22 protein-coding genes and 1 tRNA gene are annotated in these 25,221 nt (G+C 33.4%); 20 read left to right on the top strand and 3 right to left on the bottom strand.

Annotated elements, in window-relative coordinates; all coding sequences use genetic code 11:
- Window positions 1–172 precede the first annotated feature (172 nt).
- From HALHA_RS10750 to HALHA_RS10675, 17 genes are all read left to right on the top strand, one after another.
- Window positions 173–1,507 carry a glycine/sarcosine/betaine reductase component B subunit gene (locus HALHA_RS10750; protein ID WP_041607827.1) on the top strand — a complete coding sequence of 445 codons (1,335 nt, stop codon included), beginning with the start codon at window positions 173–175 and terminating at the stop codon, window positions 1,505–1,507.
- 19 nt (window positions 1,508–1,526) lie between these two features.
- Window positions 1,527–2,849 carry a betaine reductase selenoprotein B gene (grdH, locus tag HALHA_RS10745; RefSeq protein ID WP_015327792.1) on the top strand — a complete coding sequence of 441 codons (1,323 nt, stop codon included), beginning with the start codon at window positions 1,527–1,529 and terminating at the stop codon, window positions 2,847–2,849.
- Between the two features lie 82 nt (window positions 2,850–2,931).
- Window positions 2,932–4,461 (top strand): BCCT family transporter, encoded by a 1,530-nt coding sequence (locus HALHA_RS10735; RefSeq protein ID WP_015327791.1) that lies wholly within the window; start codon window positions 2,932–2,934, stop codon window positions 4,459–4,461.
- Window positions 4,462–4,616: 155 nt separating this feature from the next.
- Window positions 4,617–5,822 (top strand): thioredoxin-disulfide reductase, encoded by a 1,206-nt coding sequence (trxB, locus tag HALHA_RS10730; RefSeq protein WP_015327790.1) that lies wholly within the window; start codon window positions 4,617–4,619, stop codon window positions 5,820–5,822.
- 71 nt (window positions 5,823–5,893) lie between these two features.
- A complete protein-coding gene (gene trxA, locus HALHA_RS10725; RefSeq protein ID WP_015327789.1) occupies window positions 5,894–6,211 on the top strand; it encodes a thioredoxin TrxA in 318 nt (105 codons plus the stop codon).
- A 264-nt stretch (window positions 6,212–6,475) separates the two neighbouring features.
- Window positions 6,476–8,014, top strand: a complete 1,539-nt coding sequence (grdC, locus tag HALHA_RS10720; protein ID WP_015327788.1) for a glycine/sarcosine/betaine reductase complex component C subunit beta — start codon at window positions 6,476–6,478, stop codon at window positions 8,012–8,014.
- A gap of 28 nt (window positions 8,015–8,042) precedes the next feature.
- Window positions 8,043–9,203, top strand: a complete 1,161-nt coding sequence (gene grdD / locus HALHA_RS10715; RefSeq protein WP_015327787.1) for a glycine/sarcosine/betaine reductase complex component C subunit alpha — start codon at window positions 8,043–8,045, stop codon at window positions 9,201–9,203.
- A gap of 76 nt (window positions 9,204–9,279) precedes the next feature.
- Window positions 9,280–10,470 carry an acetate/propionate family kinase gene (locus HALHA_RS10710; RefSeq protein ID WP_015327786.1) on the top strand — a complete coding sequence of 397 codons (1,191 nt, stop codon included), beginning with the start codon at window positions 9,280–9,282 and terminating at the stop codon, window positions 10,468–10,470.
- A 52-nt stretch (window positions 10,471–10,522) separates the two neighbouring features.
- Complete coding sequence (locus HALHA_RS10705) at window positions 10,523–12,490, top strand: methyl-accepting chemotaxis protein (RefSeq protein WP_015327785.1); 1,968 nt, start codon at window positions 10,523–10,525, stop codon at window positions 12,488–12,490.
- A gap of 119 nt (window positions 12,491–12,609) precedes the next feature.
- Window positions 12,610–12,732: a hypothetical protein gene (locus tag HALHA_RS13865; RefSeq protein ID WP_015327784.1), complete on the top strand. Its 123-nt coding sequence runs from the start codon at window positions 12,610–12,612 to the stop codon at window positions 12,730–12,732.
- Between the two features lie 25 nt (window positions 12,733–12,757).
- Entirely contained in the window at window positions 12,758–14,029 is a 1,272-nt protein-coding gene (locus HALHA_RS13135; protein ID WP_015327783.1) for a rhodanese-like domain-containing protein, read from the top strand.
- Between the two features lie 125 nt (window positions 14,030–14,154).
- A complete protein-coding gene (locus tag HALHA_RS13945; RefSeq protein ID WP_245547365.1) occupies window positions 14,155–14,277 on the top strand; it encodes a C-GCAxxG-C-C family protein in 123 nt (40 codons plus the stop codon).
- A gap of 12 nt (window positions 14,278–14,289) precedes the next feature.
- Window positions 14,290–14,487: a C-GCAxxG-C-C family protein gene (locus tag HALHA_RS13940; protein ID WP_245547363.1), complete on the top strand. Its 198-nt coding sequence runs from the start codon at window positions 14,290–14,292 to the stop codon at window positions 14,485–14,487.
- A 77-nt stretch (window positions 14,488–14,564) separates the two neighbouring features.
- Window positions 14,565–15,134: a sulfurtransferase-like selenium metabolism protein YedF gene (yedF, locus tag HALHA_RS10690; protein WP_015327782.1), complete on the top strand. Its 570-nt coding sequence runs from the start codon at window positions 14,565–14,567 to the stop codon at window positions 15,132–15,134.
- Window positions 15,135–15,158: 24 nt separating this feature from the next.
- On the top strand, window positions 15,159–16,850 hold the full coding sequence (locus HALHA_RS10685) for a rhodanese-like domain-containing protein (RefSeq protein WP_015327781.1): 1,692 nt from the start codon (window positions 15,159–15,161) through the stop codon (window positions 16,848–16,850).
- Window positions 16,851–16,917: 67 nt separating this feature from the next.
- Window positions 16,918–17,517, top strand: a complete 600-nt coding sequence (locus tag HALHA_RS10680; protein WP_015327780.1) for a hypothetical protein — start codon at window positions 16,918–16,920, stop codon at window positions 17,515–17,517.
- Window positions 17,514–18,665, top strand: coding sequence for an aminotransferase class V-fold PLP-dependent enzyme (locus HALHA_RS10675; RefSeq protein WP_015327779.1), 1,152 nt, complete (start codon window positions 17,514–17,516; stop codon window positions 18,663–18,665). Before HALHA_RS10680 ends, HALHA_RS10675 begins: the two co-directional genes overlap by 4 nt.
- Here HALHA_RS10675 and HALHA_RS10670 read toward each other — a convergent pair.
- Window positions 18,646–19,527: a selenium metabolism-associated LysR family transcriptional regulator gene (locus HALHA_RS10670; RefSeq protein ID WP_015327778.1), complete on the bottom strand. Its 882-nt coding sequence runs from the start codon at window positions 19,525–19,527 to the stop codon at window positions 18,646–18,648. The two genes, HALHA_RS10675 and HALHA_RS10670, sit on opposite strands and share 20 nt — an antisense overlap.
- 23 nt (window positions 19,528–19,550) lie before the next feature.
- Complete coding sequence (locus HALHA_RS10665) at window positions 19,551–20,219, bottom strand: TetR/AcrR family transcriptional regulator (RefSeq protein WP_015327777.1); 669 nt, start codon at window positions 20,217–20,219, stop codon at window positions 19,551–19,553.
- A 209-nt stretch (window positions 20,220–20,428) separates the two neighbouring features.
- Here HALHA_RS10665 and selA point away from each other — a divergent pair, with 209 nt between their 5' ends.
- The 3 genes from selA (at window position 20,429) to HALHA_RS10650 (ending at window position 23,929) form a co-directional block, all read left to right on the top strand.
- Complete coding sequence (gene selA, locus HALHA_RS10660) at window positions 20,429–21,841, top strand: L-seryl-tRNA(Sec) selenium transferase (RefSeq protein ID WP_015327776.1); 1,413 nt, start codon at window positions 20,429–20,431, stop codon at window positions 21,839–21,841.
- Window positions 21,842–21,843: 2 nt separating this feature from the next.
- The gene (gene selB, locus HALHA_RS10655; RefSeq protein WP_015327775.1) at window positions 21,844–23,757 is read left to right on the top strand and encodes a selenocysteine-specific translation elongation factor; all 1,914 of its coding nucleotides are present in this window, start codon (window positions 21,844–21,846) and stop codon (window positions 23,755–23,757) included.
- Between the two features lie 76 nt (window positions 23,758–23,833).
- Window positions 23,834–23,929 (top strand) — tRNA-Sec (locus tag HALHA_RS10650).
- A 94-nt stretch (window positions 23,930–24,023) separates the two neighbouring features.
- Here HALHA_RS10650 and HALHA_RS10645 read toward each other — a convergent pair.
- A complete protein-coding gene (locus HALHA_RS10645) occupies window positions 24,024–25,172 on the bottom strand; it encodes a tyrosine-type recombinase/integrase (RefSeq protein ID WP_015327774.1) in 1,149 nt (382 codons plus the stop codon).
- Between the last annotated feature and the right edge of the window lie 49 nt (window positions 25,173–25,221).

The raw sequence follows: 25,221 nt of genomic DNA, 5'->3' as shown, positions 1-25,221 counted from the left end.
ATAGGGTCATACTAACCTGGCTCTAGTATTGAATTTAACCTGATTAGTGGAAGCCATTTATTTTTATATTATTAAAAAGAATATTATCACTATTATAAATATTCAGAAAAATTTAAATGGTTGTAAAGTTTTAAAAGGTTATGAGCTAAATAGGAAAGGGGTGTGGTTATTAGTGCGTTTAGAGATAGCTAATTTTAATGTTGAAGATATTACTTTTGGAGATGAAACCTCTTATCAAGATGGAACATTAATTATTAATAAAGAAGAAGCTCTAAAAGTAGTTAAAGAAGATGAACATATTACTGAAGCAGATATAAAAATTGCTAGACCAGGTGAAGATAAGCGAATTGTCCCTGTTAAAGAAGCAATTGAACCACGATGTAAGGCGGATGGAGGAGCAGTTTTTCCTGGAGTAACAGATAATGTAGAAGCTGTTGGTGAAGGACAAACTTTAGCTCTAAAAGGTTGTAGTGTGTTAGCTGTAGGTAAACATTGGGGTAGTTTCGGTGATGGATTAATTGATATGAGTGGTGAAGGTGCTAAGTACACTTATTTTTCTCAACTAAATAATATCTGTTTAGTTGCAGATACAGATGAAGAGTTTGAGCGTCATGAACAACAGAAGAAGAATCATGCTTTAAGATGGGCTGGACATAGATTGGCTAAATATTTAGCTACTGAAGCTTTAGAAGACCAAGAACCAGCTGAAGATGATATAGAGGAATTTGATTTGGAACCAATTACTAAACGTCCTGCTAAAGTAAATGATCTACCGTCAGTTGTTTATGTTATGCAGGCTCAATCTCAGATGGAAGAGATGGGCTATAATGATTTAGTTTATGGTTGGGATATGAATCATGTAGTACCAACTTTAATGCATCCTAATGAAATTTTAGATGGAGCTATGATTTCAGGTAGCTTTATGCCATGTTCTTCTAAATGGTCAACTTATGATTTTCAGAATTGTCCTACAATTAAGAATTTATATCAGGAGCATGGGGAAACAATTAATTTCTTAGGTGTAATTATGTCTAACTTAAATGTTAATTTAGAAGAGAAAGAGAGGTCAGCATTATTTGTCCAACAGATAGCTAAGTCTTTAGGTGCAGATGCAGCTATCTTAGCAGAAGAGGGTTATGGTAATCCAGATGCTGATTTTATTGAGTGTTTTAAAGCATTAGAAGAGGCTGGAGTTAAGACAGTAGGAATGACTAACGAATGTACTGGTAGAGATGGAAATTCTCAGCCACTTGTAACATTAGATGAAGCAGCAGATGCTATTGTTTCTTGCGGAAATGTGTCAGCTTTAATTGAGCTGCCACCAATGGAAACAGTAATAGGTGAATTAGAAGCATTAGCTAGAGACGGTTTATCTGGTGGATGGGAAGATGATGATGAATTAGGATCATCTGTTAAGGAAGATGGTTCCATTATTATGGAAAACAACTCAATGTTCTGTGGTGACCAGGTTCTTGGTTGGTCTCCTAAGACAATGAAAGAATTTTAATAAGGGGGGTGCAAAAGATATGAAAAAGGCTATTTTATACTTGAATCAATTTTTTGGACAGATTGGTGGTGAGGATCAAGCTGATTATGAGCCAACATTAGAAGAGGGTAAAGTTGGCCCGGCTATGTTATTAGATCAGTTACTTGACAATGCTGAAGTAACTAATACTGTTGTTTGTGGCGATAACTATATGGGTTCTAATGAAGAAGAAGCTATTGAAAGAATCTTAAGTTTTTTAGAAGATAAAGAATTTGATATCTTTTTTGCTGGTCCAGCTTTCCAGGCAGGTAGATATGGTAATGCTTGTGGTGCTATCTGTAAAGCAGTTAAAGAAGAATTTGATGTACCTGTCATTACATCTATGAATAATGAAAATCCTGGAGTTGATATGTATAAAAAAGACATGATTATCTTCCCAGGTGGTCAAAGTGCAGCTAAAATGAGAGATAATATGAAAGATATGGCTGACTATGGTAATAAAATTTTAAATAATGAAGAACTAGGGTCAGCTGAAGAAGAGGGATACTTTATTAGAGGCAAGAGACATCAAGTCTGGTTAGAAGATGAAATCCCAGCAGCTGATAGAGCAATTGATATGTTACTTAAAAAGGTTAATGGAGAAGAATTTAAATCTGAATTACCTATGCCAGATATGGATCGAGTTGAGATTGCTGAACCAATTGAAGACTTAAGTGAAGTTAAGGTTGCTTTAGCTACTTCTGGTGGTATTGTACCAGTAGATAATCCTGATAATATTCAGTCAGCTTCTGCTACTCGATGGGGTAGATATGATATCTCTGGTTTGAATCAACTGCCTAATAGAGATGCTGAAGGTTTTAAGACTATTCATGCTGGATATGACCCAGCAGCTGCTGATGCTAATCCTAATCGAGTTGTACCTGTTGATGTTATGCGTGAGTATGAAAAGGAAGGTAGGATTGGTGAGCTTGATAACTACTTTTATTCTACTGTAGGAACTGGAACAACTGAAGCAGAAGCTTCTAGAATGGGCCAAGAAATGGTAGAAAAAATGCTAGAAGATGGTGTTCAGGCAGTAATTTTAACTTCTACATGAGGAACTTGTACTCGTTGCGGTGCAACGATTGTAAAAGAAATTGAAAGAGCCGGTATTCCTGTCGTTCAAATGGCTAACTTAATTCCAGTTGCTGAAACAGTAGGTTCTAATAAAATGGTGCCAACCATTTCTATTCCTTATCCATTAGGAGATCCAGATGATTCTAAAGATGACCAATGGAAGTTACGTTATCATCGAGTTGGAGTTGCTTTAGATGCACTTGAAACAGATATTGAAGAACAAACAGTATTTAATGTAGAGATTTAAGTTCAGACCAATACACTTACCCCATTTTTATTTATAGTGGGGTAAGGTGTATTTCATTTAATAAAGATAGGGAGGCTGAAATATGTCAACTGAACCAGAAAAAGAAACTAAAGTTGTGGAACAAGACAATGAAGGTAATCCAGTCTACTATATTTCTTTAGTAGTAACTTTTATTGTAGTAGCCTGGGGGATTATAGCGCAAAAGAATTTCAAGAATGTAGCTAATTCAGCATTTGATTTTTTAGTAGGGAACTTTGGCTGGTTTTATCTAATTACTATGAGTTTGTTTGTAGTTTATACTATTGGTTTAGGAATTAGCAAGTACGGAAATGTGAAGTTAGGTAAACCGGATGAAGATCCAGAGTACAGTACTATTTCCTGGTTTGCGATGCTCTTTAGTGCAGGAATGGGTGTTGGATTAGTTTTTTGGGGTGTTGCTGAACCTTTAACTCATTTTGTTAAACCATTAGGAATGGAAGGTGGCGGCCGAGCAGCAATTGATTTTGCCTTGAAAAAATCTTATTTTCACTGGGGTTTACATCCGTGGGCTGCTTATGCAGTTTTTGCTCTAGCTCTGGCTTATATGCGATTCCGTAAAGATAAACCAGTTTTAATGAGTAGTGTTTTTATTCCATTAATTGGGGAAGAAAAAGTTTCGGGAGCTATAGGCAAATTTGTTGATATTCTAGCTTTATTTGCTACTGTTGCCGGTGTAGCAACTTCACTTGGAATGGCGGCTTTGCAGATGAACAGTGGATTTAATTTTCTCTTTGGAGTTCCGCAGACTGATATGGTAAAAGTTATTATTATGGTAGTAATTACTGCCTTATTTATGATCTCTGCTATTTCCGGTTTGGATAAAGGGATTAAAATATTATCTAACGCAAATATAACTTTAGGAGCTATTTTGATGGTTGTAGGTTTGGTTATCGGGCCTACAGTAATGATTATGAATAATATTAGTACTGGAGTTGGAGCCTACTTGGGCTCGTTTGTACAAGACAGCCTGCGGGTTACAAGTAATAAATGGTACGGCTGGTGGACAATCTTTTATTGGGCTTGGTGGATTGCCTGGGCACCATTTGTAGGTACGTTTATTGCGCGAATTTCTCGCGGTCGAACTATTAGAGAATTTGTAACTGGTGTATTATTAGCTCCAGCTTTAGTTGGTTTTGTCTGGTTTGGTATCTTCGGTACTTTAGGAACTAGTTTAGGAATTGATACTGCAAGTAAGATTGTTAATAATCAACCTGCTTCGACAATGTTATTTTCAGTTATGGAACATTATCCAATCACTGATATATTCTCCTTTGTAGCGCTAACATTATTATCTACATTTTTTATTACTTCAGCGGATTCTGCTACCTTTGTACTGGGGATAATGAGTTCTAAAGGAGACCCTAATCCGACAACTAGACGACGAGTTATTTGGGGGGTTATCCAGGCTGGTTTAGCACTGACATTAATGTTAGCTGGCGGTTTGGAAATGTTACAGACAGCTTCCATTGTAGCTGCTTTCCCATTTGCAATTGTACTGCTGTTTGCTATGGTTTCAATCCTAAAAGCTTTGCGAGAAGAAGAAAAACGAGGGGCTAAGGAATTAACTGATTAAAATAAAAACTTCAGTAGTAGGAACCCCAATTTCCCTACTACTGAGTTTCATTTTTCTTTTCTTATTTAAATAATCACGATTATATTATAATCATGATTATAACATTGTATAATTATTATAACTCATATTCATTAAAAAATAAAGGGGGAATCATAATGAGCAATGCATATGATGTATTAATAATTGGTGGAGGACCAGCAGGGTTAGCAGCAGGACTTTATGCATCACGTTCTAAGCTTAATACAATTTTGTTAGAAACAAATAGTCAGTTAGGAGGGCAGGTATCCACCTATCATGAAATGGAGAATTATCCTGGAGTTCTTGATACTACTGCTCCGGAGCTAATGGATAATTTTAAAGAACATGCTAAAAGTTTTGGAACTAAAATTGAGAAAGCTGAGGTTCAAGAGGTAGAAACAGGAGACTTTATTAAAACTATTAAAACTAAAGATGGTATAAAATATCAAGCTAAAAGTGTAATAGTAGCTACAGGAGCAGAACCAAGAAGGTTAGGCGTTCCTGGAGAAGAAGAATTTAAAGGTAAAGGAGTATCTTATTGTGCTACTTGTGATGCAGACTTCTTTGTTGATTTAGAAGTAGTAGTTGTTGGAAATGGTAATTCAGCTATCGAAGAAGCACTATATTTAACTAAATTTGCTAGTAAAGTAACTGTTATAGTAATTCATGATCAAGGAACAATGGATGCAGATAAGATTTATCAAGAAAGAGCTTATCAAAATGATAAGATTGAATTTGTTTGGAACTCTACTTTGGAAGAAGTAAAAGGAGAGGGCCTAGTAGATACAGCAGTACTTAAAAATGTTAAAACAGGAGAAAAGACAGACTTTTCTTGTGATGGTATCTTTATCTTCATTGGTCGAGTACCACGAACTGATTTTCTAGAAGGAATAGTTGATCTAACAGATAATGGATATATAAAGACTAATGATAAACTAGAAACAAGTGTTCCAGGAGTTTATGCAGCAGGAGATGTAAGGAATAAATTTTTACGTCAAGTTGTAACAGCTGCTGCTGATGGAGCTACAACTGCAGCTGCTGCAGGAGGATATATTGAAGAAGAAGAGTATTGGCAAGAAAATGTATTAGAGGCTGAAGAAGATGTATTAGTAGCCTTTTGGAGTCCAACAAATGAGGAAAGTTTAAAAATGACAGGTAAGTTAGAAAATATGGATTTAGAAGCTAAAGGTGTTAAATTAGTAAAGATAGATACTTATAAGAATACTCGTATTTCTAATCGGTATGATGTTACTGAAGTTCCAACTTTGCTTAAAATTGAAGATGGAGAAGTTGCAGAAAAGATTACTCAACCTACAGAAACTGAGATAGAGGAGCTTATTTAATTTAAGAAAAATAAGTCTAAGTTAAACTTAGACTAAATTTAAACTTATAAACTTGAAAGGGGATGAAAGTAATGATTAAAGTTAATAAGGAAAATTATGAAGAGGAAGTATTAGAGGTAGAAGGACCAGTAATGGTAGACTATTGGGGTGAAGGTTGTGACCGTTGTATGGAATTGTTGCCTAAAGTTGAAGATTTAGCTGAAGAGTATGGAGATGACATGAAGTTTTGTAAGTTAAATATTAAAGGCAATCGTCGTTTAGCTATGAGCCAGCAAGTTATGGGATTACCATCTATGGTATTTTATGTTGATGGAGAAAAAGTAGAGCACTTAAGTGGTGATGACTTAACAGCTGAAGAGATTGAAGAAGAAATTAAGAAATACATTTAGTAACTGAATATCAGTGTGGGTAATGAGTGTGAGTCGTGAGTTAAGTCAAATTCAAAATTGTAAAATCAATTCAAACCTTTAAAAGATAGGGCTTATAGTGATTTTGGTTTTGAATTTAAATGTTTTGATCTTACTCACACTGATTCCTCACACTTACACTAAGTTAGAATTTAATTTTGAAAATTCAAATTGCAGGGTAAATGATTTCAACTGTAAATTGTACATTGTTAATTGTTAATTAATAAACCAGCGGAGGTGCCAAAGATGAATGAAGCAGTTTTAAAAGGAAGTAGTTATATATTAGTTCATGCTGCTAATACTTTATTACAACATGGATCTACCCAAACATCAGAGAGAGCACAAAATCCTGATAGTGATTATTTAGAGCAAGCACCTAAATTCTTAAGAAGCTATGAGGAAGTAGTAAATTACGGGCCAAACCAATCTTATATTGGGAATATATCAGTAGAAGAATTAGAAGAGATAGAGCAAAAGTGGTATGATAATCCAGTTAAAGATGCTAAACGATTTAGTGACTGGGGCGAAATCATGCCTGAAGATGAATTTTATGGTTTAATGAAGATGGCAGATAGCTTTGATTTAGTAAAATTAAGTGAAGGATTTGCTAAGGATATAAAAGATAAATTAGCAGAACATGATCTATTAGGTGAAGATTATATAGAGCAAATTGAGGGCACAGAAGTTGACTCTATTAAACAGTTAGTAGATGAACACACTGCTGAACCTTTATACTTAGATGGAGAGTTAATTGGTTGTGTCAAGCAAGCTCACGATACAGATGTTAACTTAAATGCTCATACTATGTTAGAGAATACAGTAGTTAAAGCTTCAGGAGTACTTTCGATGTTACATCTAGGCAAACAACAAGGAATTGATTTAGAAGAAGTAGATTATGTAATTGAAGTATCAGAAGAAGCTTGTGGTGATGTAAACCAGCGTGGTGGTGGTAATTTTGCTAAAGCAATAGCTGAAATGGCAGGCTGTAAAAATGCTACTGGTTCTGATACCCGAAGCTTTTGTGCTGGACCGGCTCATGGTTTAGTCCATGCAGCTGGATTAGTCAAATCAGGTGTCTTTGATAATGTAGCAGTAGTAGCAGGAGGATCTACAGCTAAATTAGGTATGAATGGTAAGGACCATGTAGACCAAGAAATGCCTATTTTAGAGGATTGTTTAGGTGGATTTGCTGTGTTAGTTAGTCAAGATGATGGAGAAAGTCCTATTTTAAGAACAGATGCTATAGGTCGTCATACAGTAGATACAGGTTCTGCTCCTCAAGCAGTAATTTCGTCTTTAGTTACTAATCCATTAGATGAAATAGGATTAAGTATTACTGATATTGATAAGTATTCTGTAGAGATGCAAAATCCAGAGATTACTAAACCCGCTGGAGCAGGAGATGTACCAGCATCAAATTATAAAATGATAGCTGCTTTAGGTGTTAAACGTGGAGATTTAGAGAAAAAAGATTTAATGAACTTTGTTAATGAACATGGCATGCCTGGATTTGCTCCGACTCAAGGTCATATTCCATCAGGAGTTCCATTTATCGGTCACGCCCGAAAAATGATGAAAAATGATGAATTAGAAAGAGCAATGATTATTGGTAAAGGTAGTCTATTCTTAGGTAGAATGACTAATTTATTTGATGGAGTTTCCTTTATTATGGAGAAAAATACTGGCCAGGGTGCTAAAGAAGGAGGCGTTAGTGAAGATGAAATTAATAATATAGTAGCTAAAGCTATGCGTAACCTAGCAGATTCTTTATTAGAAGAAGAGTAAATAAAACACAACTATAGGAGGTGAGAAAATGGCTACCAATCAATCTAAACAGCAAGTGGCCCAAGTTTTTAATCAACTAGCTGATGCACTTGAATCAGGTGAATACGGAGGAAAAACTAAAGTAGGAATTACTACTTTAGGAAGTGAACATGGTATTGAGGAAGTTATAAAAGGAGCAGAATTAGCAGCTAATAAAGATTCTGATCTTGAAGTAAAGTTAATCGGGCCACAAGTTGATACAGATTTAGAGATAATTTATGAGACAGATTGTGAAGAAGAAGCACATGACAAAATGGAAAAGTTATTACAAGCAGGAGAGATTGATGCTTGTGTTACTAATCACTTTAACTTTCCTATCGGCGTTTCTACAGTAGGAAGAATTATAACTCCTGGTTTAGGTCAAGAAATGTTACTGGCTACTTCTACAGGTACTTCTGCTACTAACCGCATCACTGCTATGGTCAGGAATGCTATTTATGGTATTATTGCTGCTAAGGCACTAGGAAATCAAAATCCATCACTAGGTATCTTAAATGTTGATGGTGCTCGACAAGTAGAGCAGGCTCTTAAAGAATTAAAGGATAACGGCTATGATATTAACTTTGCTCAAACAGTTCGAGCTGATGGTGGCTGTGTAATGCGGGGAAATGACTTATTACAAGGCTCAGCTGATGTCATGGTAACTGATACTTTAACAGGTAATTTATTAATGAAAGTATTTGGTGCCTTTACTACTGGAGGTAGTTATGAATCCTTAGGGTTTGGTTATGGTCCTGGAGTTGGAGAAGATTATGACCAAATTATTAATATTATCTCTAGAGCTTCAGGCGCTCCAGTAATTGCAGGAGCAATAAGATATGCAGCAGATGCAGCTCAAGGTGAACTTACTAAGTTAGCTACAGATGAATTTAAATCAGTTAATAAGGCAGGTTTAGAAGAAATTATTGCTGATGTTGAAAGTAGTAATGCAGCTTCTAGTGAAGAAGTTTCTGCTCCTCCATCTAAAACAGTAGATGAAGAAATCTCTGGTATTGATATCTTAACTTTAGATGATGCTGTGCATGCTTTATGGGAAGAAGATATTTATGCAGAAAGTGGAATGGGTTGTACAGGACCTGTAGTAATGGTTGCTAGTGAAGATGAAGAAGAAGCTATGGAGATTTTACAGGAAGACGGGTTTATTGGTTAATTTTAAAATAAAGTCGCTCTTGGTTAATTCTAGGGCGGCTTTACTATATTTTCAGGCAGGATAAGGGGGCAGTAAAATGAAAATTTTAGTAATTAATAGTGGTAGTTCTTCAATTAAGTATCAATTAATTAATATGAAGAGTGAATCAGTTTTGGCTAAAGGATTAGTAGAACGAATTGGTATTGAAGGCTCACGATTAGAGCAAGAAGTTAATGGAGAAGAAATTGAAATTGAACAAGAAATTGCTGACCATGGTGTAGGAATGGAGTTAGTGATTGATACCTTAACTAATAAAGAGACTGGAGTTATCTCTAGTGTAGATGAAATTAATGCTGTAGGGCATAGAGTAGTACAAGGTGGTAAATACTTTGATAAGTCAGTTATTATTGACCAAGATGTAAAAGAGAAGATTGAAGAATGTGCTACTTTAGCTCCACTACATAATCCTCCTAATTTAATGGGAATTGAAGTTTGTGAAGAATTAATGCCTCATGCTAAGCAAATAGCTACTTTTGATTCTGCTTTTCACCAAACTATGCCTGAAGAAATTTATATGTATGCTTTACCTTATGAACTTTACGAAAAGCATGATATTAGACGTTATGGTGCTCATGGAACATCTCATAAATTTGTAGCTAAGAAAGTAGCTAAAGAAATGAGCCAACCTATTGAAGATTTAAAAATTATTACTTGTCATTTAGGTAATGGAGCTAGTGTAACAGCAGTCAAAAATGGTAAATCTTATGATACAAGTATGGGACTAACTCCTTTAGAAGGTTTAGTAATGGGAACTAGATGTGGTGATCTTGATCCAGCTGCTGTACCATTTATTATGGAAAAGGAAGATTTAAACCCGCAAGAGATGGATGATTTAATGAATAATGAAAGTGGTCTAAAAGGTATTTCTGGTATTAGTAGTGATATGAGGGATATAGGAGAGGCAGCTGCAGAAGGGAATGAACGGGCTCAGTTAGCTTTAGATATGTTTGTAGGGCGAGTTAAAAAATATATTGGATCTTATACTGCAGAAATGAATGGTGTAGATGCTATTGTCTTTACTGCTGGTATTGGAGAAAATGCTATTGAATTAAGAGAGCAGATCTGTTCTAACTTAGATTATTTAGGGATTGAGTTAGATTCAGTTAAAAATGATGTTAGAGGAGCAACAACAGAGATTAGTGCTGATGAATCTAATGTTAAGGTCTATGTTATTCCAACTAATGAAGAATTAGTGATTGCTCGAGATGCTAAGAAGTTAATAGATTAGTTTTAGGATTAAATTTACTTAAAAAATAAGTACAGCAAACTTAAGGAGGAAAATGATTATTTTTTCTACCATTAAATCTAAATTAATTGCGATAGTTTTAGTTTTAGCTCTAGTGCCTATAATTGTTTTGGGGCTATTGGGAACTAATAAAATGAAGAAGATGATAACTAATAATTTTCTTGAATCTACTACAAAAGAAGTCAAGCAGGTAGATAAATCTATTAGCTTATACTTTAAAACTGTAAAAGAAAACTGTGAATTATTGTCAACAATGTCCCAAGTAAAGCAAGCTAATGAAACAATTACTACCTATATGGATAAAACCACACCTGAGGAAAGAAAATTAACTCCATTAGAAAATGGTGGGATTGAAGCTGAAATTTATAAGTTATATCAAAAATTTGCTCAATCACATCCTAATTCAGCATATGTTTATATGGCAACTATCAATGGGGGTTATATTCAGTGGCCTGCTAATTCAGTTCCTAAAAATTATAATCCTAAAGAAAGGCCCTATTATAAAGTAGCAATGAGAAATAAGCAACAGGTTACTAGGACAAGTCCCTACTATTGGTCAGCTGATGATGCAGTAATTGTAAGTACAGTGACCACTATTAGAAATAATAAAGGAAAGATTATTGGGGTTCAAGGGCTAGATGTTAGCTTAAAAGGATTAACTAAGATGGTTAAGGATATCAAAATTGGAGAAACTGGATATGTAATTATGACTACTAATGATGGAACTATTTTAGCTCATCCGAAGAATCCCAAGTTGAATTTTAAAAATATAAAAAAATTAGGAGTTAAGAAGTTAAATAACATCTCTCAAATAAAACAAGATAACTTTACAGTAACTATGAAGCAAAAAGATTATTTGATGAATGTTTATACTTCTCCAATTACAGGTTGGAAGTTTATATCTGTAATTGAAAAGTCAGAATTAGCTAGTAAGTTAAATTCAGCTTATAAATTAGTACTAGGAGTTATTTCAATCTCTACAGTTGTTATTATAGGTGTGGCTGTATTTGTTGCTAATAAGTTTAGTCAGCCTTTAGTTGCTGCTGCTAAATTTGCTAAAAAAATAGCTAATGGAAAATTAGATATTTCTTCATTAAATGTAAACAGTCAAGATGAAGTTGGTAATTTAGTTCAACAGCTAAACCATATGAGGAATAATCTAAGGGACATGGTAGAAAGTATAATAGATACAGTAGAGAATTTATCCGCTTCTAGTGAAGAACTATCTGCTGTAGCAGAAGAGGGGAGTGCAACTGTTCAAACTAATAATGAGGCTCTGGAAGATATGGCTTCTGGAATCCAACAAATTTCTGCCTCTAGTCAAGAAGTAACTAGTTTTGCTCAAAAATCTAATCAAGAAATAGAAGTAGGGAGCAAAAATATTGCTGAGACAACTTCTAATATGAAAGAAATAAATCAAGAGGTTGAAGAAGCTGTAGGAGTTATTAAGAATTTAGATAATCATTCGCAAGAAATTGATCAAATTGTAGAGTTAATTATGAATATTGCTGAACAGACTAATTTATTAGCATTAAATGCTTCAATTGAAGCAGCTAGAGCAAGTTCTACTACGGAGGGTTCTAGAACCCGTAGGGGTAAAGCAGGTCAAGGATTCGCTGTTGTAGCTGATGAGATTAGAGAATTAGCAGAAGAAACTACTAAAGCAACTGAGAATATTGCTGAACTAAGTGAGGAAATTCAGTCTAAGTCAAATGCTGGATTAGAAGCTGTTAACAAGGTAAAAAATAAGGCTAAACAAGGTAAAAAGACAGTGAAAAAAACAGGCGAGATATTTAGAACGATTAAAACTTCAATGGAAAATACTGTCGATTATGTTGAAGAAACATCTGTTTCTGCCCAAGACTTGGCGCAAAATAGCGATCAACTAATGAACGCTTCAGATGATATTAAGAATATGTCAGAAGAGATAGCTAATTCAGCTGATGAACTTACTGTTAGAGCTGAAGAATTAAATGAGGTCGTTGAAAAATTTGAGATATAAATAATTTATAAATTATTTATTGTGTTATAATTACGTATCTTTTTTTAGCAGTTATATAAATAAAAATTATATTTATAATAAAATCCCCTTATATAAAAACTCAAAAAAGAGCTAAAATTATGCAACAGAACAAAAAGGTTAATTTAGCTTCTGGTTTTCCCATTCGAATTGGAAAGTTTAAATGTTTATGTGGAGCAGAAGAATTAGGTTTAGATACTTTTAGTGCAGTAGTTGAAATATAATTATAAAAAATTAGGAGGTTATATAATGAAGAATAAATATGGATTAATCACAGTACTATCTTTAGTAATGGTTTTTGCAGTAAGTACGGTAACAATGGCCGGGTTTTTTGATTGGTTAATAGGAGAAAGTAATTTTAAATATTATTTTCCTAAGAAGTTAAAGCAAAGTATAGAGAAGGAAAAGGAATTTTTATTAGTAGATATTCAACCACAAGAAGATTTTAAGAAGCACCATATTCAAGGGGCTATTGGTACATCTGCTTATCCAGTAAAATCAAAGCAAGATAAAGCTAAGTTAGATAAGATTTTACCACAACTTAAAAAGTCAGATAATGATATTGTAATTGTTTGTCCTCGAGGTGGTGGAGGAGCTGAAAGAACATATAAATATTTATCTTCTCAAGGAATAAAGGAAAAGAGATTATATATATTAGAAAATGGACAGAAAGGTTGGCCATATAATAATTTATTGGCACAAAGAGATTATAGTGAGTATCCAAATAGTAGTTTTATTACAGGGCCAACTTGGCTGCTTAACAACTTAAATAATGATAATCTATTAGTGTTAGATGCTAGAGGAAAAGAAGCTTATGATAATGGACATATTCCAGGAGCAGTAGCAGTAACTTGGCAGCAATTTTGTAATATGAATGGAAAGCCTGGAGATAAAAAGTGGGGTACAGTACTGAGTGCAGATAAATTAGCAGAAAAATTATCTAACATTGGAGTAGCAAAAAATAAAAATATAGTTGTTTATGCTATTTCTCCACAAGGTTGGGGAGAAGAAGGTAGAATTGTTTGGATGTTAAGAATGGCCGGAATAAAAAATACCAAAATTTTAGATGGCGGCTGGAGTTATTGGCAAAAGAATAATTATCCAGTATCTAAACAAAATGTTAAAACACAAAGTAGTGATTTAAAGATAACAGAACTTAATAAAGATTGGATAATTAATACTAATCAGATTAAGATTTTAGATAGTAGAAGTGAAAATGAATATCAAGGGGCAACTAATTTTGGTGAAGCCAGAGGAGGCCATCTTCCAGGTGCTATTTCGCTTCCTTATAAAAATTTGTTAGACCAAAACGGGAATTTAAAGAGTCCGCAAAAATTAGAAAAAATATTTAAAGAAGCTGGTCTTAGAAAAGGTGACCAGATTGCTAGTTATTGCACAGGAGGTATTCGCTCAGCTTATTTAACACTTGTTTTAAGAATAATGGGTTATAATAAGGCTGAAAATTATGATCAGTCATTTTATAGATGGGCCAATCTTAAAGAACTAAAGTTAGAAAATTAAGTTTATGTAAAAGAAGGAATAATATTTCAAACATAGAATTCATTATAATGATATAAATTATTTATACTGAGTATAAGTTTAATTTATAAAAAGAAGGTAATAATAATGAATTAATAGTAGAGGAAATGCCGCCTGAGATGGTTAAATTAGCTTCTGGTTTCTCCATTGGAATTGGAAAATCAAAATGTCTATGTGGAGCAGTTAGTGGTGGAGTTATGGCTTTAGGACTTAATTATGGTCGAACTTAACCAGGAGCTGCTATGTCAGAAGAATGTTTTCCAGCTAATGCTGATTTACATATCAAAGAAGAATATGGTTCTACTTGTTGTCGAGTATTTACTAAAGATTTTGATGATTTTGGTAGTCAGGAACAACGGGCCAACCACTGTATTCAAATCACTGGTGAAGTAGCTGTTTGGGTAATGGAGAGATTTATTGAGGATGAAGAAGAAAGGTAGATTAAAATTTTGTAAAGAAGAGAGAAAATTTTAGTTTTATTTGTTTTAATTAAATATTTTACAGAGGAGTGGTAGTGATGAAAGAATTAAATGCTAGAGGACTTGATTGTCCAAAACCTGTGGTTAAGACTAAACAAGCTTTAGAAGAAGAAGATAAGGTAATTGTAACTGTTGATGATCAGGTACAAGCAGAGAATGTGGCTAAGTTAGCTAAGAAAATGAACTGTAAAGTTAGTACTTTAGAGGAAGAGAATTATTATAAATTAACAATTGAAAAGTTAGCTGATGAAACAACAGAAGATAAAGAAGATAGTCAAGGAAAGGTTTACTTTATTACTAGCGCTACTTTAGGAGAAGGAGCAGAAGAATTAGGGAACGTTTTGATGAAAGGATTTATCAGTACTTTGTTAAATGTAACTCCTGTGCCTAATAAGATTATTTTTATCAACAGTGGGGTTAAAGTGCCAACTTTAAATCAAGAAGCTAAAGAACATTTAAAAGAATTAGAAGCTAAAGGAGTAACTATTTTGTCTTGTGGAACTTGTTTAGATTATTATGGATTAGAAGAGAAATTAGAGATTGGTAACATTAGTAATATGTACGAAATATTGGACTCGCTTAATTCTAATGGAGTAGTTAAAGTATAATTATAAAAATTAGGAGGTTATATAATGAAGAAGAAATATGGATTAATCACAGTACTATCTTTAGTAATGGTTTTTGCAGTAAGTACGGTAACAATGGCTGGGTTTTTTGATTGGTTAATAGGAGGAAGTAATTTTAAATATTATGCTCCTAAGAAGTTAAAGCAAAGCATAGAGCAGGAAAAAGACTTCTTCTTAGTAGATATTCAACCACAAGAAGATTTTAAGAAGCATCATATCCAAGGAGCAATTAGCACATCTGCCTATCCAGTAAAATCAAAACAGGATCAAGCTAAGTTAGATAAAATTTTACCACAACTTAAGAAGTCAAATAATGATATTGTAATTGTCTGTCCACGGGGTGGTGGAGGAGCCGAAAGAACATATAAATATTTATCTTCGCAAGGTATTAAAGAACAGCGACTTTATATTTTAGAAGGTGGACAGGCTGGTTGGCCCTATGAACAGTTATTAGCTAATAAAAAGGTAGAAATTATTACTACAGAAGAACTAGCAACTAAATTAGGAGCAGAGAGTTTAGCAGTAGTTGATGTTCGTAGTGATGTTGCATATAATGGTTGGAAGTTAAAAGGAGAAGTTAGAGGGGGACATATTAAAGGTGCAGCTCAATTACCTTATTCTTTAGCAAATAAATTGAAAGCTAAAAAATTAAAATCTGTTTTAAAGAAGAAAGGTGTTACAAAAGATAAAAAAGTTGTAGTATATGGTTATGGTAGTGCTAAAAGTACTACAGTAGCTAACAAGCTAATGAATCTAGGATATAATAATGTAGTTGTTTATAAGGCAGGAATTAGTACTTGGGCAGCAAATGATGATTTACCAATGAAGAAACTAGCCAACTATCAAAAGTTAGTTTATCCAGCTTGGGTTAAAAAATTAATTAACAACAAAGATCGTAATGACTATAAAATTGTGGAAGTAAGTTATGGAGAGCCTAAAAAGTATAAGCAGGGACATATTCCTGGGGCTATTCATTTAAATACTAATGGGATTGAAGGTAAGCCTGACTGGAATATTGTAGCAGATGAAAAATTAGAAGATTATTTAGAGAAATTAGGAATTACAACAGATACTACGGTAGTTTTATATGGGAGTAATTCTACTATGGCAGCTGCTCGAGCAGCATCAGCAATGATGTATGCTGGAGTAGAGGATGTTCGGTTACTAAATGGTAATTTAAAAGCTTGGCAAGAAGCAGGCTATAGGTTAGAAAAGAAAGTTAACCAGCCAACTGCTGTAGCTGATTTTGGTGCTGATGTTCCTGTGAATCCAAATTATATTATTAATACTCGTCAGGCTAAAGAAATTCTTAAGGATCCAAATGCTGAATTAGTTAGTATTAGAAGTTGGGCTGAATATATTGGTAAGACAAGTGGTTATAGTTATATTGAGCCTAAAGGACGGATTGCTGGAGCAGTATGGGGACATGCTGGTTCTGATGCTTATCATATGGAGCATTTTGAAAATGTAGATGGTACGCTAAGAAGTTATCCACAGATTAAAGAGATGTGGAAAGAATGGGGGATTACTTCTAATAAAGAAGTTAGCTTTTTCTGTGGAACTGGTTGGAGAGCAAGTGAAGCTTTCTTTATGGCTTATTTGATGGGCTGGAAAGATATTAGTGTTTATGATGGTGGTTGGTATGTGTGGAGTAAAAATCCTGATAATCCAATAGAATATGGAGACCCAAGAAAGTAGAGAATTTAAATCTAAGAGAAGATATACGCATATCTTCTCTTAGTATCAATAGAAGGTGGGAGTAGAGATGAAAGATAGCAAGTTAATTTCTTCTGTATATCTAATTACAATGAGTATGATTTTGATTTCTGGATTTAATTTTTATTTTGATCTTACCCATTATCTTCGTTATACACCCATTTTTAATTTAGGAAGTATAGTTTCTCAAAGTACAAATTTAATTTTTTTAGTTACAATTTTTGTTTATTTAAGTATTTTATTATTTATTCAACAGAAGGATAGAATAGCAATTTTTATAGTACTAATAGGGGCTATTATGGGAAGTATGGGTAATATTATTGATTTGCTACTTGATTTTAAGTACCAAAATTTTAGCTTGCAAAGTATTAGTACTAATGTGGGATTTATATTTTTTTATTTAGCCTTTATTATTATATTTTATAAGTTATATAAAAAGTCAGTTTATTTTGCTAGTAGTGAACTTAATTTAAAGATTTTTTATTTGGGGATTGTAGCAGTTTTAATAAGTTATGGAATTAAAGGTTTTAATAAGATTAGTTCTAGTTTATTTGCTGGCAAGATAGTCACTGCTGATTCAGTAGAAGCAGTAATTTCTATTGCTTTTATAATTTCTTTAGTTAGCTTAATTAGGAGGAGGATAATATGATCTATTTTGATAATGCTGCAACTACATGGCAGAAACCGGAAATAGTTTATCAGACAGTAGATGATGTTTTACGTAATAAAAGTGGTAATCCTAGTCGGGGTAGTCATCAGATTGCTTTAGAGGCTAGTAGGGTTATTTTTAAGGCTAGAAATAAAGTGGCCAACTTTTTTAATATTCCAGATAGTAGACAAATTGTGTTTACTAAAAATGCTACTGAAGCAACTAATCTTGTTTTTAAAGGATTATTAGAAAAAGGAGATCATGTGATAATTAGTAGTTTAGAGCACAATGCTATAGCTCGTCCTTTGCACCGTTTAGAAGAGGAAGGAATAATTAGTTTAACAGTAGTTGATACTGAGGAGGGAAAAGAGGCTTTTTTAAAGAATATTGAAGGTATTATTACAGATCAAACTAAGTTAATTGCTATGACCCATGCTTCTAATGTAACAGGTAATATCTTGCCAATTAAAGAGGTAGGAGAAATTGCTAAGCAACAAGGAGTATATTTTTTAACTGATGTAGCTCAGACAGCAGGAATTGTTCCTTTAGATGTGCAAGAATTAAAGGTGGATTTTCTTATTTTTACGGGGCATAAAGGGTTATTTGGCCCCCAAGGTGTAGGAGGTCTTTATTTAACTTCTGATATTAAATTTAAACCATTATTAGAAGGAGGGACTGGTGGTAGTTCTAAAGAAAGACTAAACCCTGATATGCTTCCTGATAAATATGAGAGTGGTACGTTAAATACTCCAGGGGTTGCAGGACTTAAGGCAGGAATAGAATTTATTGAAAAGACAACTTTAGAAGAAATAAAAGCCCAAGAAGAGAAATTAGTAGAGCAATTAATGATAGGTTTAGAAAAATTAGAAGAAGTAGAAATTCTTACTTCTCAAATGGGTCAAGATAAGGTGGGGGTAACTTCTTTTAGAGTAAAGGGGGTTGAGCCCGCTACTATTGGACATATCTTAAATAGCAAATATGATATTGCAGTGCGGACTGGAATTCATTGTGCTCCCTTGGCCCATCAAAGTATCGGCACTTATAATACAGGAACAGTTAGAGTTAGTTTTAGTTATTTTAATACTTTAAAAGAAGTAGAACAGCTTTTAAAAGCCTTACAAGAAATAATTAACAGCAAAGATTATTGAACTCTTTAATTAGTAGTTCTTTTTCTCTGTTGTGATAATAAGCTAAATAAAATTTGCGACTAGTTGATATATCTGTTACTTCTATTTTTTCTATTCTATTATTGAGGGTAGCATTTTTAGCAGCTAAATTGGAAATAAATGAAATTCCTAATTTAGCTGCTACTGCTGAAATAATTGCTTCATTGCTGCCTAGGCAAGCTCTAATATTTAGACTCTCTTTATTTATTCCATTGTTTTCTAAAGCAGTAAGCATAGTTTGTCTAGTGCCTGATCCTTTTTCTCGAAGTAAAATTCTTTCTGTTATTAATTCTTTGCTATTAACTTGTCTTTTATTAGCTAATCTGTGGTCAGGAGGAACAATTAAAACTAAAGAATCGGTAACTATTGGTTTAATTTGAAGTTGATTAATAGCTGGTTTTAAACCGACTATTGCTAGATCTATTTTTTTATTTTTTAGTAGATTTATTATTTCTTTGCTATCTCCAACTTCCACAGTTGTTTCTACTTCAGGTAGTTTATTATAGAACTTAGCTAATAAATTAGGTAGTAGATATTCAGAAGGGATGGTGCTTGCACCAATAGTTAAATGATCATATGTTTTTCCTTTAATTTGTTTAACTTTTAATTTTGCTTCTTCCCAATCATTTAGTATTTTTTTAGCTTGGTGGTAAATTATTTTTCCAGCAGGAGTTAATTCTATGTTACCTTTTTGTCGTGTAATCAAGTTGGTCTCAAATTGTTCTTCTAATGATTTTATTTGCATACTAACAGCTGGTTGGGTAAGATCTAGTTGTTTAGCAACAATAGAAAAACTCTTATATTCTGCTAACCAAACAAGCATTTTTAGAGTCTGTAATTTCATTGTTTAGTCCTTTCTTTGAATATTTATTGAGAAGGTATTGAATTTACAATCTGGCGGATATGACTCATAACTTTTTGAGTTGCTTCTTCTGCTGAATAGTTGACTCTGTTGTTAATAAATAAAGAAAGCATTCCCTGGTAAAGTAATCTAATCATTTCATTAATTTGGGTAGCCTCTTGTTTAGTAAAGTATCCTTTTTCAATACAGGGTTGAATAGCTATTTGACAACGTTTATCAAAATTAGATTCTTTAATCATTGGAGTTAATTCTTGGGGATAACCTTTTATTTCTTCTGGAAATAATGTATAGTAATTGTCAAATAAATTGTTAGGTTGCTCACCAATATTTTCCGTGAAGACTGCATAATAAAGTTTAGGATGTTTAAAGCAGTATTCACAGAAGCATTCCCAAGTTAATAAAAATTTATCCAAACAGTTATTAGCTTGACTTATGTAGTCTGGAAGTGTTTTTAAATAATGTGTATTAATGAATCTGATAGCTGCTAAGGAAACTAGTTGATTGCTATTATCAAAATAATTATAAATAGTAGCACTATTATATCCAGCAATTTCAGCTACTTTTCTGATAGTAACTGCTTCAATATCTTTATTTTCAATAATTTGAGCAGCTGCGTTAATAAATACTTTTAAAGTACGTTTCTTTTTAATACCATAATTTTGAATATTAACCATCATTATTGACTCCTTTATATAGTTTAAACTTTTCTAAAGTATATAATAGATTTCCCTATTAAGTCAAGCACTTAAGTTGAAATTAATGAGTTATAATTATTGAAAAAACAGGTAATTTATAATATTATTATAACATACTAGGTAATCATGATTACCTAGTATGTTATTAAGTTAAATGTAAATTAACCACAAAGGAGTACTAAATAATAATGAATAAAAGAAAGCAAGGTTATTTAAGAAAAATTCCAGCGGTTAATGATTTATTAGCAATGGATTTAGGGCAGAAATTAATTAATGATTATCCTCGTCAACTGGTAGTTGAAGGAATTAGAGAAGTCACTGATAAATTAAGGAAGCAAATTTTAGATATGGAGTTAAAGAAATTAAATAAATTTAAGATAAAGAAAGAAGAAATTTTGGATCAGGTAAAAGAATATTTAGTTAATAAAACAAGTGATCAATTGAAGGCAGTAGTTAATGCTACTGGAGTTGTAGTCCATACTAATTTGGGGCGTTCTTTATTATGTGATGCAGCTAAGGAAAAATTACAACAAGTAGCTAGTAAGTATTCCACCTTAGAAATCAATCGTGAAAGTGGGGAGCGGGGGTCTCGATATGAGATAGTAGAAGAATTATTAACAGAGTTAACTGGAGCTGAAGCAGCTTTAGTAGTTAATAATAATGCTAGTGCTGTTTTATTAGCTTTAAGTAGTTTGGCTCAAGGAAAAGAAGCTATTATTGCGAGAGGGCAATTGGTTGAAATTGGAGGTTCATTTCGGATACCTGATGTAATGAAACAAAGTGGAGTCAAATTAGCTGAGGTAGGAACTACTAATCGGGTCCACTTGGCCGATTATAAGAGGGCTATTAATGAAAAAACTGGGGTTTTATTAAAGGTACATACAAGTAATTATGAAGTTGTGGGATTTACTAAAGAGGTCTCTCTTAAGGGTTTAGTTGAATTAGGTAGTGAACATGGTGTGCCTGTAGTAGAGGATCTTGGTAGTGGGATTTTGGTTGATTTAACTCCATGGGGACTAAGTTATGAACCGACAGTTCAAGATAGTATCAAAGCTGGGGCTGATGTAGTAACTTTTAGTGGTGATAAATTGCTGGGAGGTCCTCAAGCAGGAATAATTGTAGGTAAGAAGGAGTATATTGATCAAATGAAAACCCATTCATTAAATCGAGCTTTACGAGTTGATAAGTTTACTTTGGGGGCTTTAGAGGCTACTTTACAAGAGTATAGAGAGATTGAAAATGCTAGAAGAGAAATTCCTACTTTGCAAATGTTAACTGTATCAGAAGATGAATTAAAGAAGCGAGCAGAAAAATTAGCTGCTAAGATTAAAAAAGTAATTTCGTTACAATTTGAGTTGAAAGTTGAGCAAGATATTTCCCGAGCTGGTGGAGGGGCATTTCCTACAGAAGAGTTAACTACTTATGTAATTAAGTTGGCCCATCAAGAATTAAGTGCTGAAGAAATAGCAGAAAGATTACGGTTAAATAATCCGCCTGTTTTCACTAGAATATCTAAAGGAAATGTTTTATTAGATCTTCGTACTTTACAAGATGAAGATTTTGCTTATATAGTTGAAGCACTAGATAGTATAAGGGGGTAATTATGAGCAAAAATTTAATAATTGGAACAGCTGGCCATGTTGATCATGGAAAAACAACTTTAATTAAAGCTTTAACTGGCCAAGATACTGATAGATTAGATGAAGAAAATGAACGTGGTGTTTCTATTGAGTTAGGATTTAGTCATTTAGAATTGAATGATGATTTACAAGTAGGAATTATTGATGTTCCAGGCCATGAGAAATTTATTAAGAATATGCTGGCTGGAGCTGGTGGGGTTGACTTGGGATTACTCGTAGTAGCTGCTGATGAAATTATTATGCAACAAACTAGAGAACATTTGGAGATTTTAGATTTATTAAATGTTAAGCAGGGTCTAATAGCAGTAACCAAGAGTGATTTAGTTGATGATGAATGGTTAAATTTAGTAATATACGAAATTAAAGAAGCTGTAAAAGATACTTTTTTAGAAGGAACTTCTGTTATTCCTGTTTCAGCAGTAGAGGAGACCGGAATAGATAAATTAAAAGAAGAAATAGAAGAAGTAATAGCAGATATTCCAACTAAAGATAAAACAGGCAATACTTATTTTCCAATAGATCGTGTCTTTTCTCTGACAGGTCATGGGACTATTGTAACAGGAACATTGCTTAAAGGCCAAATCAAAGAGGGGGCTAAACTTAGAATTTACCCTTCTGGAATTGACGTTCGAGTCCGTAGTTTACAAGTTCATGAAAAAGGAGTTGAAACAGCTTATCCTGGGCAACGTGTGGGTATTAATTTGTCTGGAGTAGATACTAAGGAGGTAGATAGAGGAGATGTTTTAGCTACTAAGGAAAGTTTAGTTAAAACAGAATATCTTGATGCACGATTAGAAATGTTATCATCTGCTCCTCTTATTTTAAAACATGGAGATAGGATTAGACTTCACTTAGGGGCCGAAGAAGTCCTAGGAAGAGTTTATTTATTGGATAATGAAGAGTTATATCCTGGTGAAGAGGGATTGGTCCAGTTCAGATTGGAAGAAGAAGTGGTAGCCAACTTTAAAGAAAGATATGTTATAAGACGGTATTCTCCAATGACTACAATTGGAGGAGGACAGATTTTAGAATCTAATCCAATTCGACATCGTAAGTTTGAAGAAGATACTATTAAAGCTTTAAAAATTAAGGAAGTTGGAAGTAGTAAAGAAAGAATTGAGCTGGCTTTAAAAAGAAATACTAGTAAGCCTTTATCAATTGAAGAATTAATTCAAATTACAAGCTTATCAACTAAACAATTATCTAATAAATTAGCTAGCTTAGTTGAAGATGGTAGAGTTGTTGAATTAGCTACTGGGCGAGAGTCTAGCTGGTTACACCAAAGTCACATTCAACAATTAAGGGAAGAGATAATAAGCTATTTACAAGATTATCACCAACAATATCATCTTAGGTGGGGGATTGATAAAGAAGAATTAAGGACAAAGTTAAGTTTAAGATTAGATTCTAATCAGTATGATTTGTTATTAGCTGATTTAAAGCAGACTAATAAGATTGAAGAACAGGATGCTAAACTGAGTTTAGAGAACTTTGAGGTTGAATTTAACCTTGAGGAAGAGAAGATAAAAGAAGAAATTTTAACTTCATTTAATGCTCAAGGTTTTCAACCACCTCGATTAGAGAAGGTCATAAGTGATTTTGCTAATGAAGATTTAGCTACCGAGATTGTTGATTTTTTAATTACTAATAATAAATTAGTCAAGGTAGCAGAAAATTTATATCTTCACCATCAAGTTTTAGATAAGGCTAAAAGTTTACTAAGAGAATATTTGATTAAAGAAGGGCAGATAAGCTTGGCCCAATTTAGAGATCTATTAAATAGCAGTCGCAAGTATGCTTTGCCCTTATTAGATTATTTTGATAAACAAGGTGTTACTAAAAGAGAAGGAGATATAAGGCATTTAGAAGACAAATAATAATAGATCTTACTCTTTACAAGTGAATAATATTATGTTACAATAATTAGTAGAGTATGATAAAAAATAAAATTAAGGGAATGGCTGTATCCATGGTGGATACCCTGGACTTCAAATCCAGTGGCAGGCAGCTTTAGTTGTCTGTGGTGGGTTCGATTCCCACATATTCCCGCCCTTATTATATCAAGGGTTCAGGACTGTTTCTAAGAACAGTCTTTTTTTAGTTTTTTGAATGAAATTTTTAAAATGTCGCCATTTTGTCGCCATTACTTATTTTCAAGACTATTTTTTAGTTTTTGGACTGCTTCTTTTTGCATAGAAGGGATTACATGAGAGTAGGTGTCTAAAGTTTGGCTAATAGTAGAATGGCCTAGTCGTTCCTGGACTATTTTGGGATGAACTCCTGCTTGGAGCATAAGTGTTGCGTGAGTGTGTCTTAAATCATGCAATCTAAATTGAGATAGTTCAGCTTTTTTAGCTACTCTATTAAAATTTCTAGTAACAGTCTGGGGGCGCATAGGTTCTCCAGTTGGTTTACAGAAAACAAGATTATATTCATTATTATATTTATCTCCAAATTTAAGTTGATTTTCTTGTTGTTCTTTTTTTCTACGTTTTAAAATTTCAATTATATCTTCATCTACATCAATTGGTCGAATACTTGAGTCAGTTTTTGGCTTTCTGAAGATTAATCCTTTGCCTACAGGATTAGTTACTGCTTGTTTGACTTGTAGTTTCTGCTCTTTAAAATCTATATCTTGCCACCGTAAGGCTAATACTTCACTTCTTCTCATTCCAGTATATAAGGCAATATAAATTATATCATGAATCCAATCTTTAGCGACATTAAGCAACCTTTTAGTTTGATCATGAGTTAGTGCTTTAATCTCTGGAGTATCTGGTGATGGAGCTTCTATAACTTCAGCGGGATTATTATCGATTATTCTCCATTTAACAGCATGTTTAAGAGCTTTAGACAATACTCGGTGGTGATACTGAACAGTTCGTTTGGAGAGGCCACCTTCTTTACCATCTCTACGACCATTCTTTAATTTATGAGTCTGGTATCTTTTGATATGCATTGGTTCTAGATCACTGACTTTGATATCACCTAAAGCTGGGATTAGATGAGATTTGATAATTATCTCATAACTTTCTAGAGTAGAAGGGGCCAAGTTACTTTCACAATAGTCCTCAAACCATTGTAATAGAAACTCTTTAACTGTCATTTCTGATGGTTCTATATAAGCTCCAGTTTCTACTTCATGGGCCAACTTATGCATTTCCTTTTCTGCTTCTTTCTTAGTCCCATTAACAGTCTTATAAATCCTATTGCGTTTACCTGTGATTGGATCACGACCTTTTTCAATACAGATTTGCCAACTATTCTGGCCTCGTTTTCTTAGATGTGCCATTGATAATTCCTCCTTTAGTTTAGTAGTCTGTAATTTTGTCTTTTATATA

The organism is Halobacteroides halobius DSM 5150 (assembly GCF_000328625.1).
In the GTDB taxonomy this organism is placed as follows: domain Bacteria; phylum Bacillota; class Halanaerobiia; order Halobacteroidales; family Halobacteroidaceae; genus Halobacteroides; species Halobacteroides halobius.
This window is presented reverse-complemented; position numbering and strand designations above follow the sequence as displayed.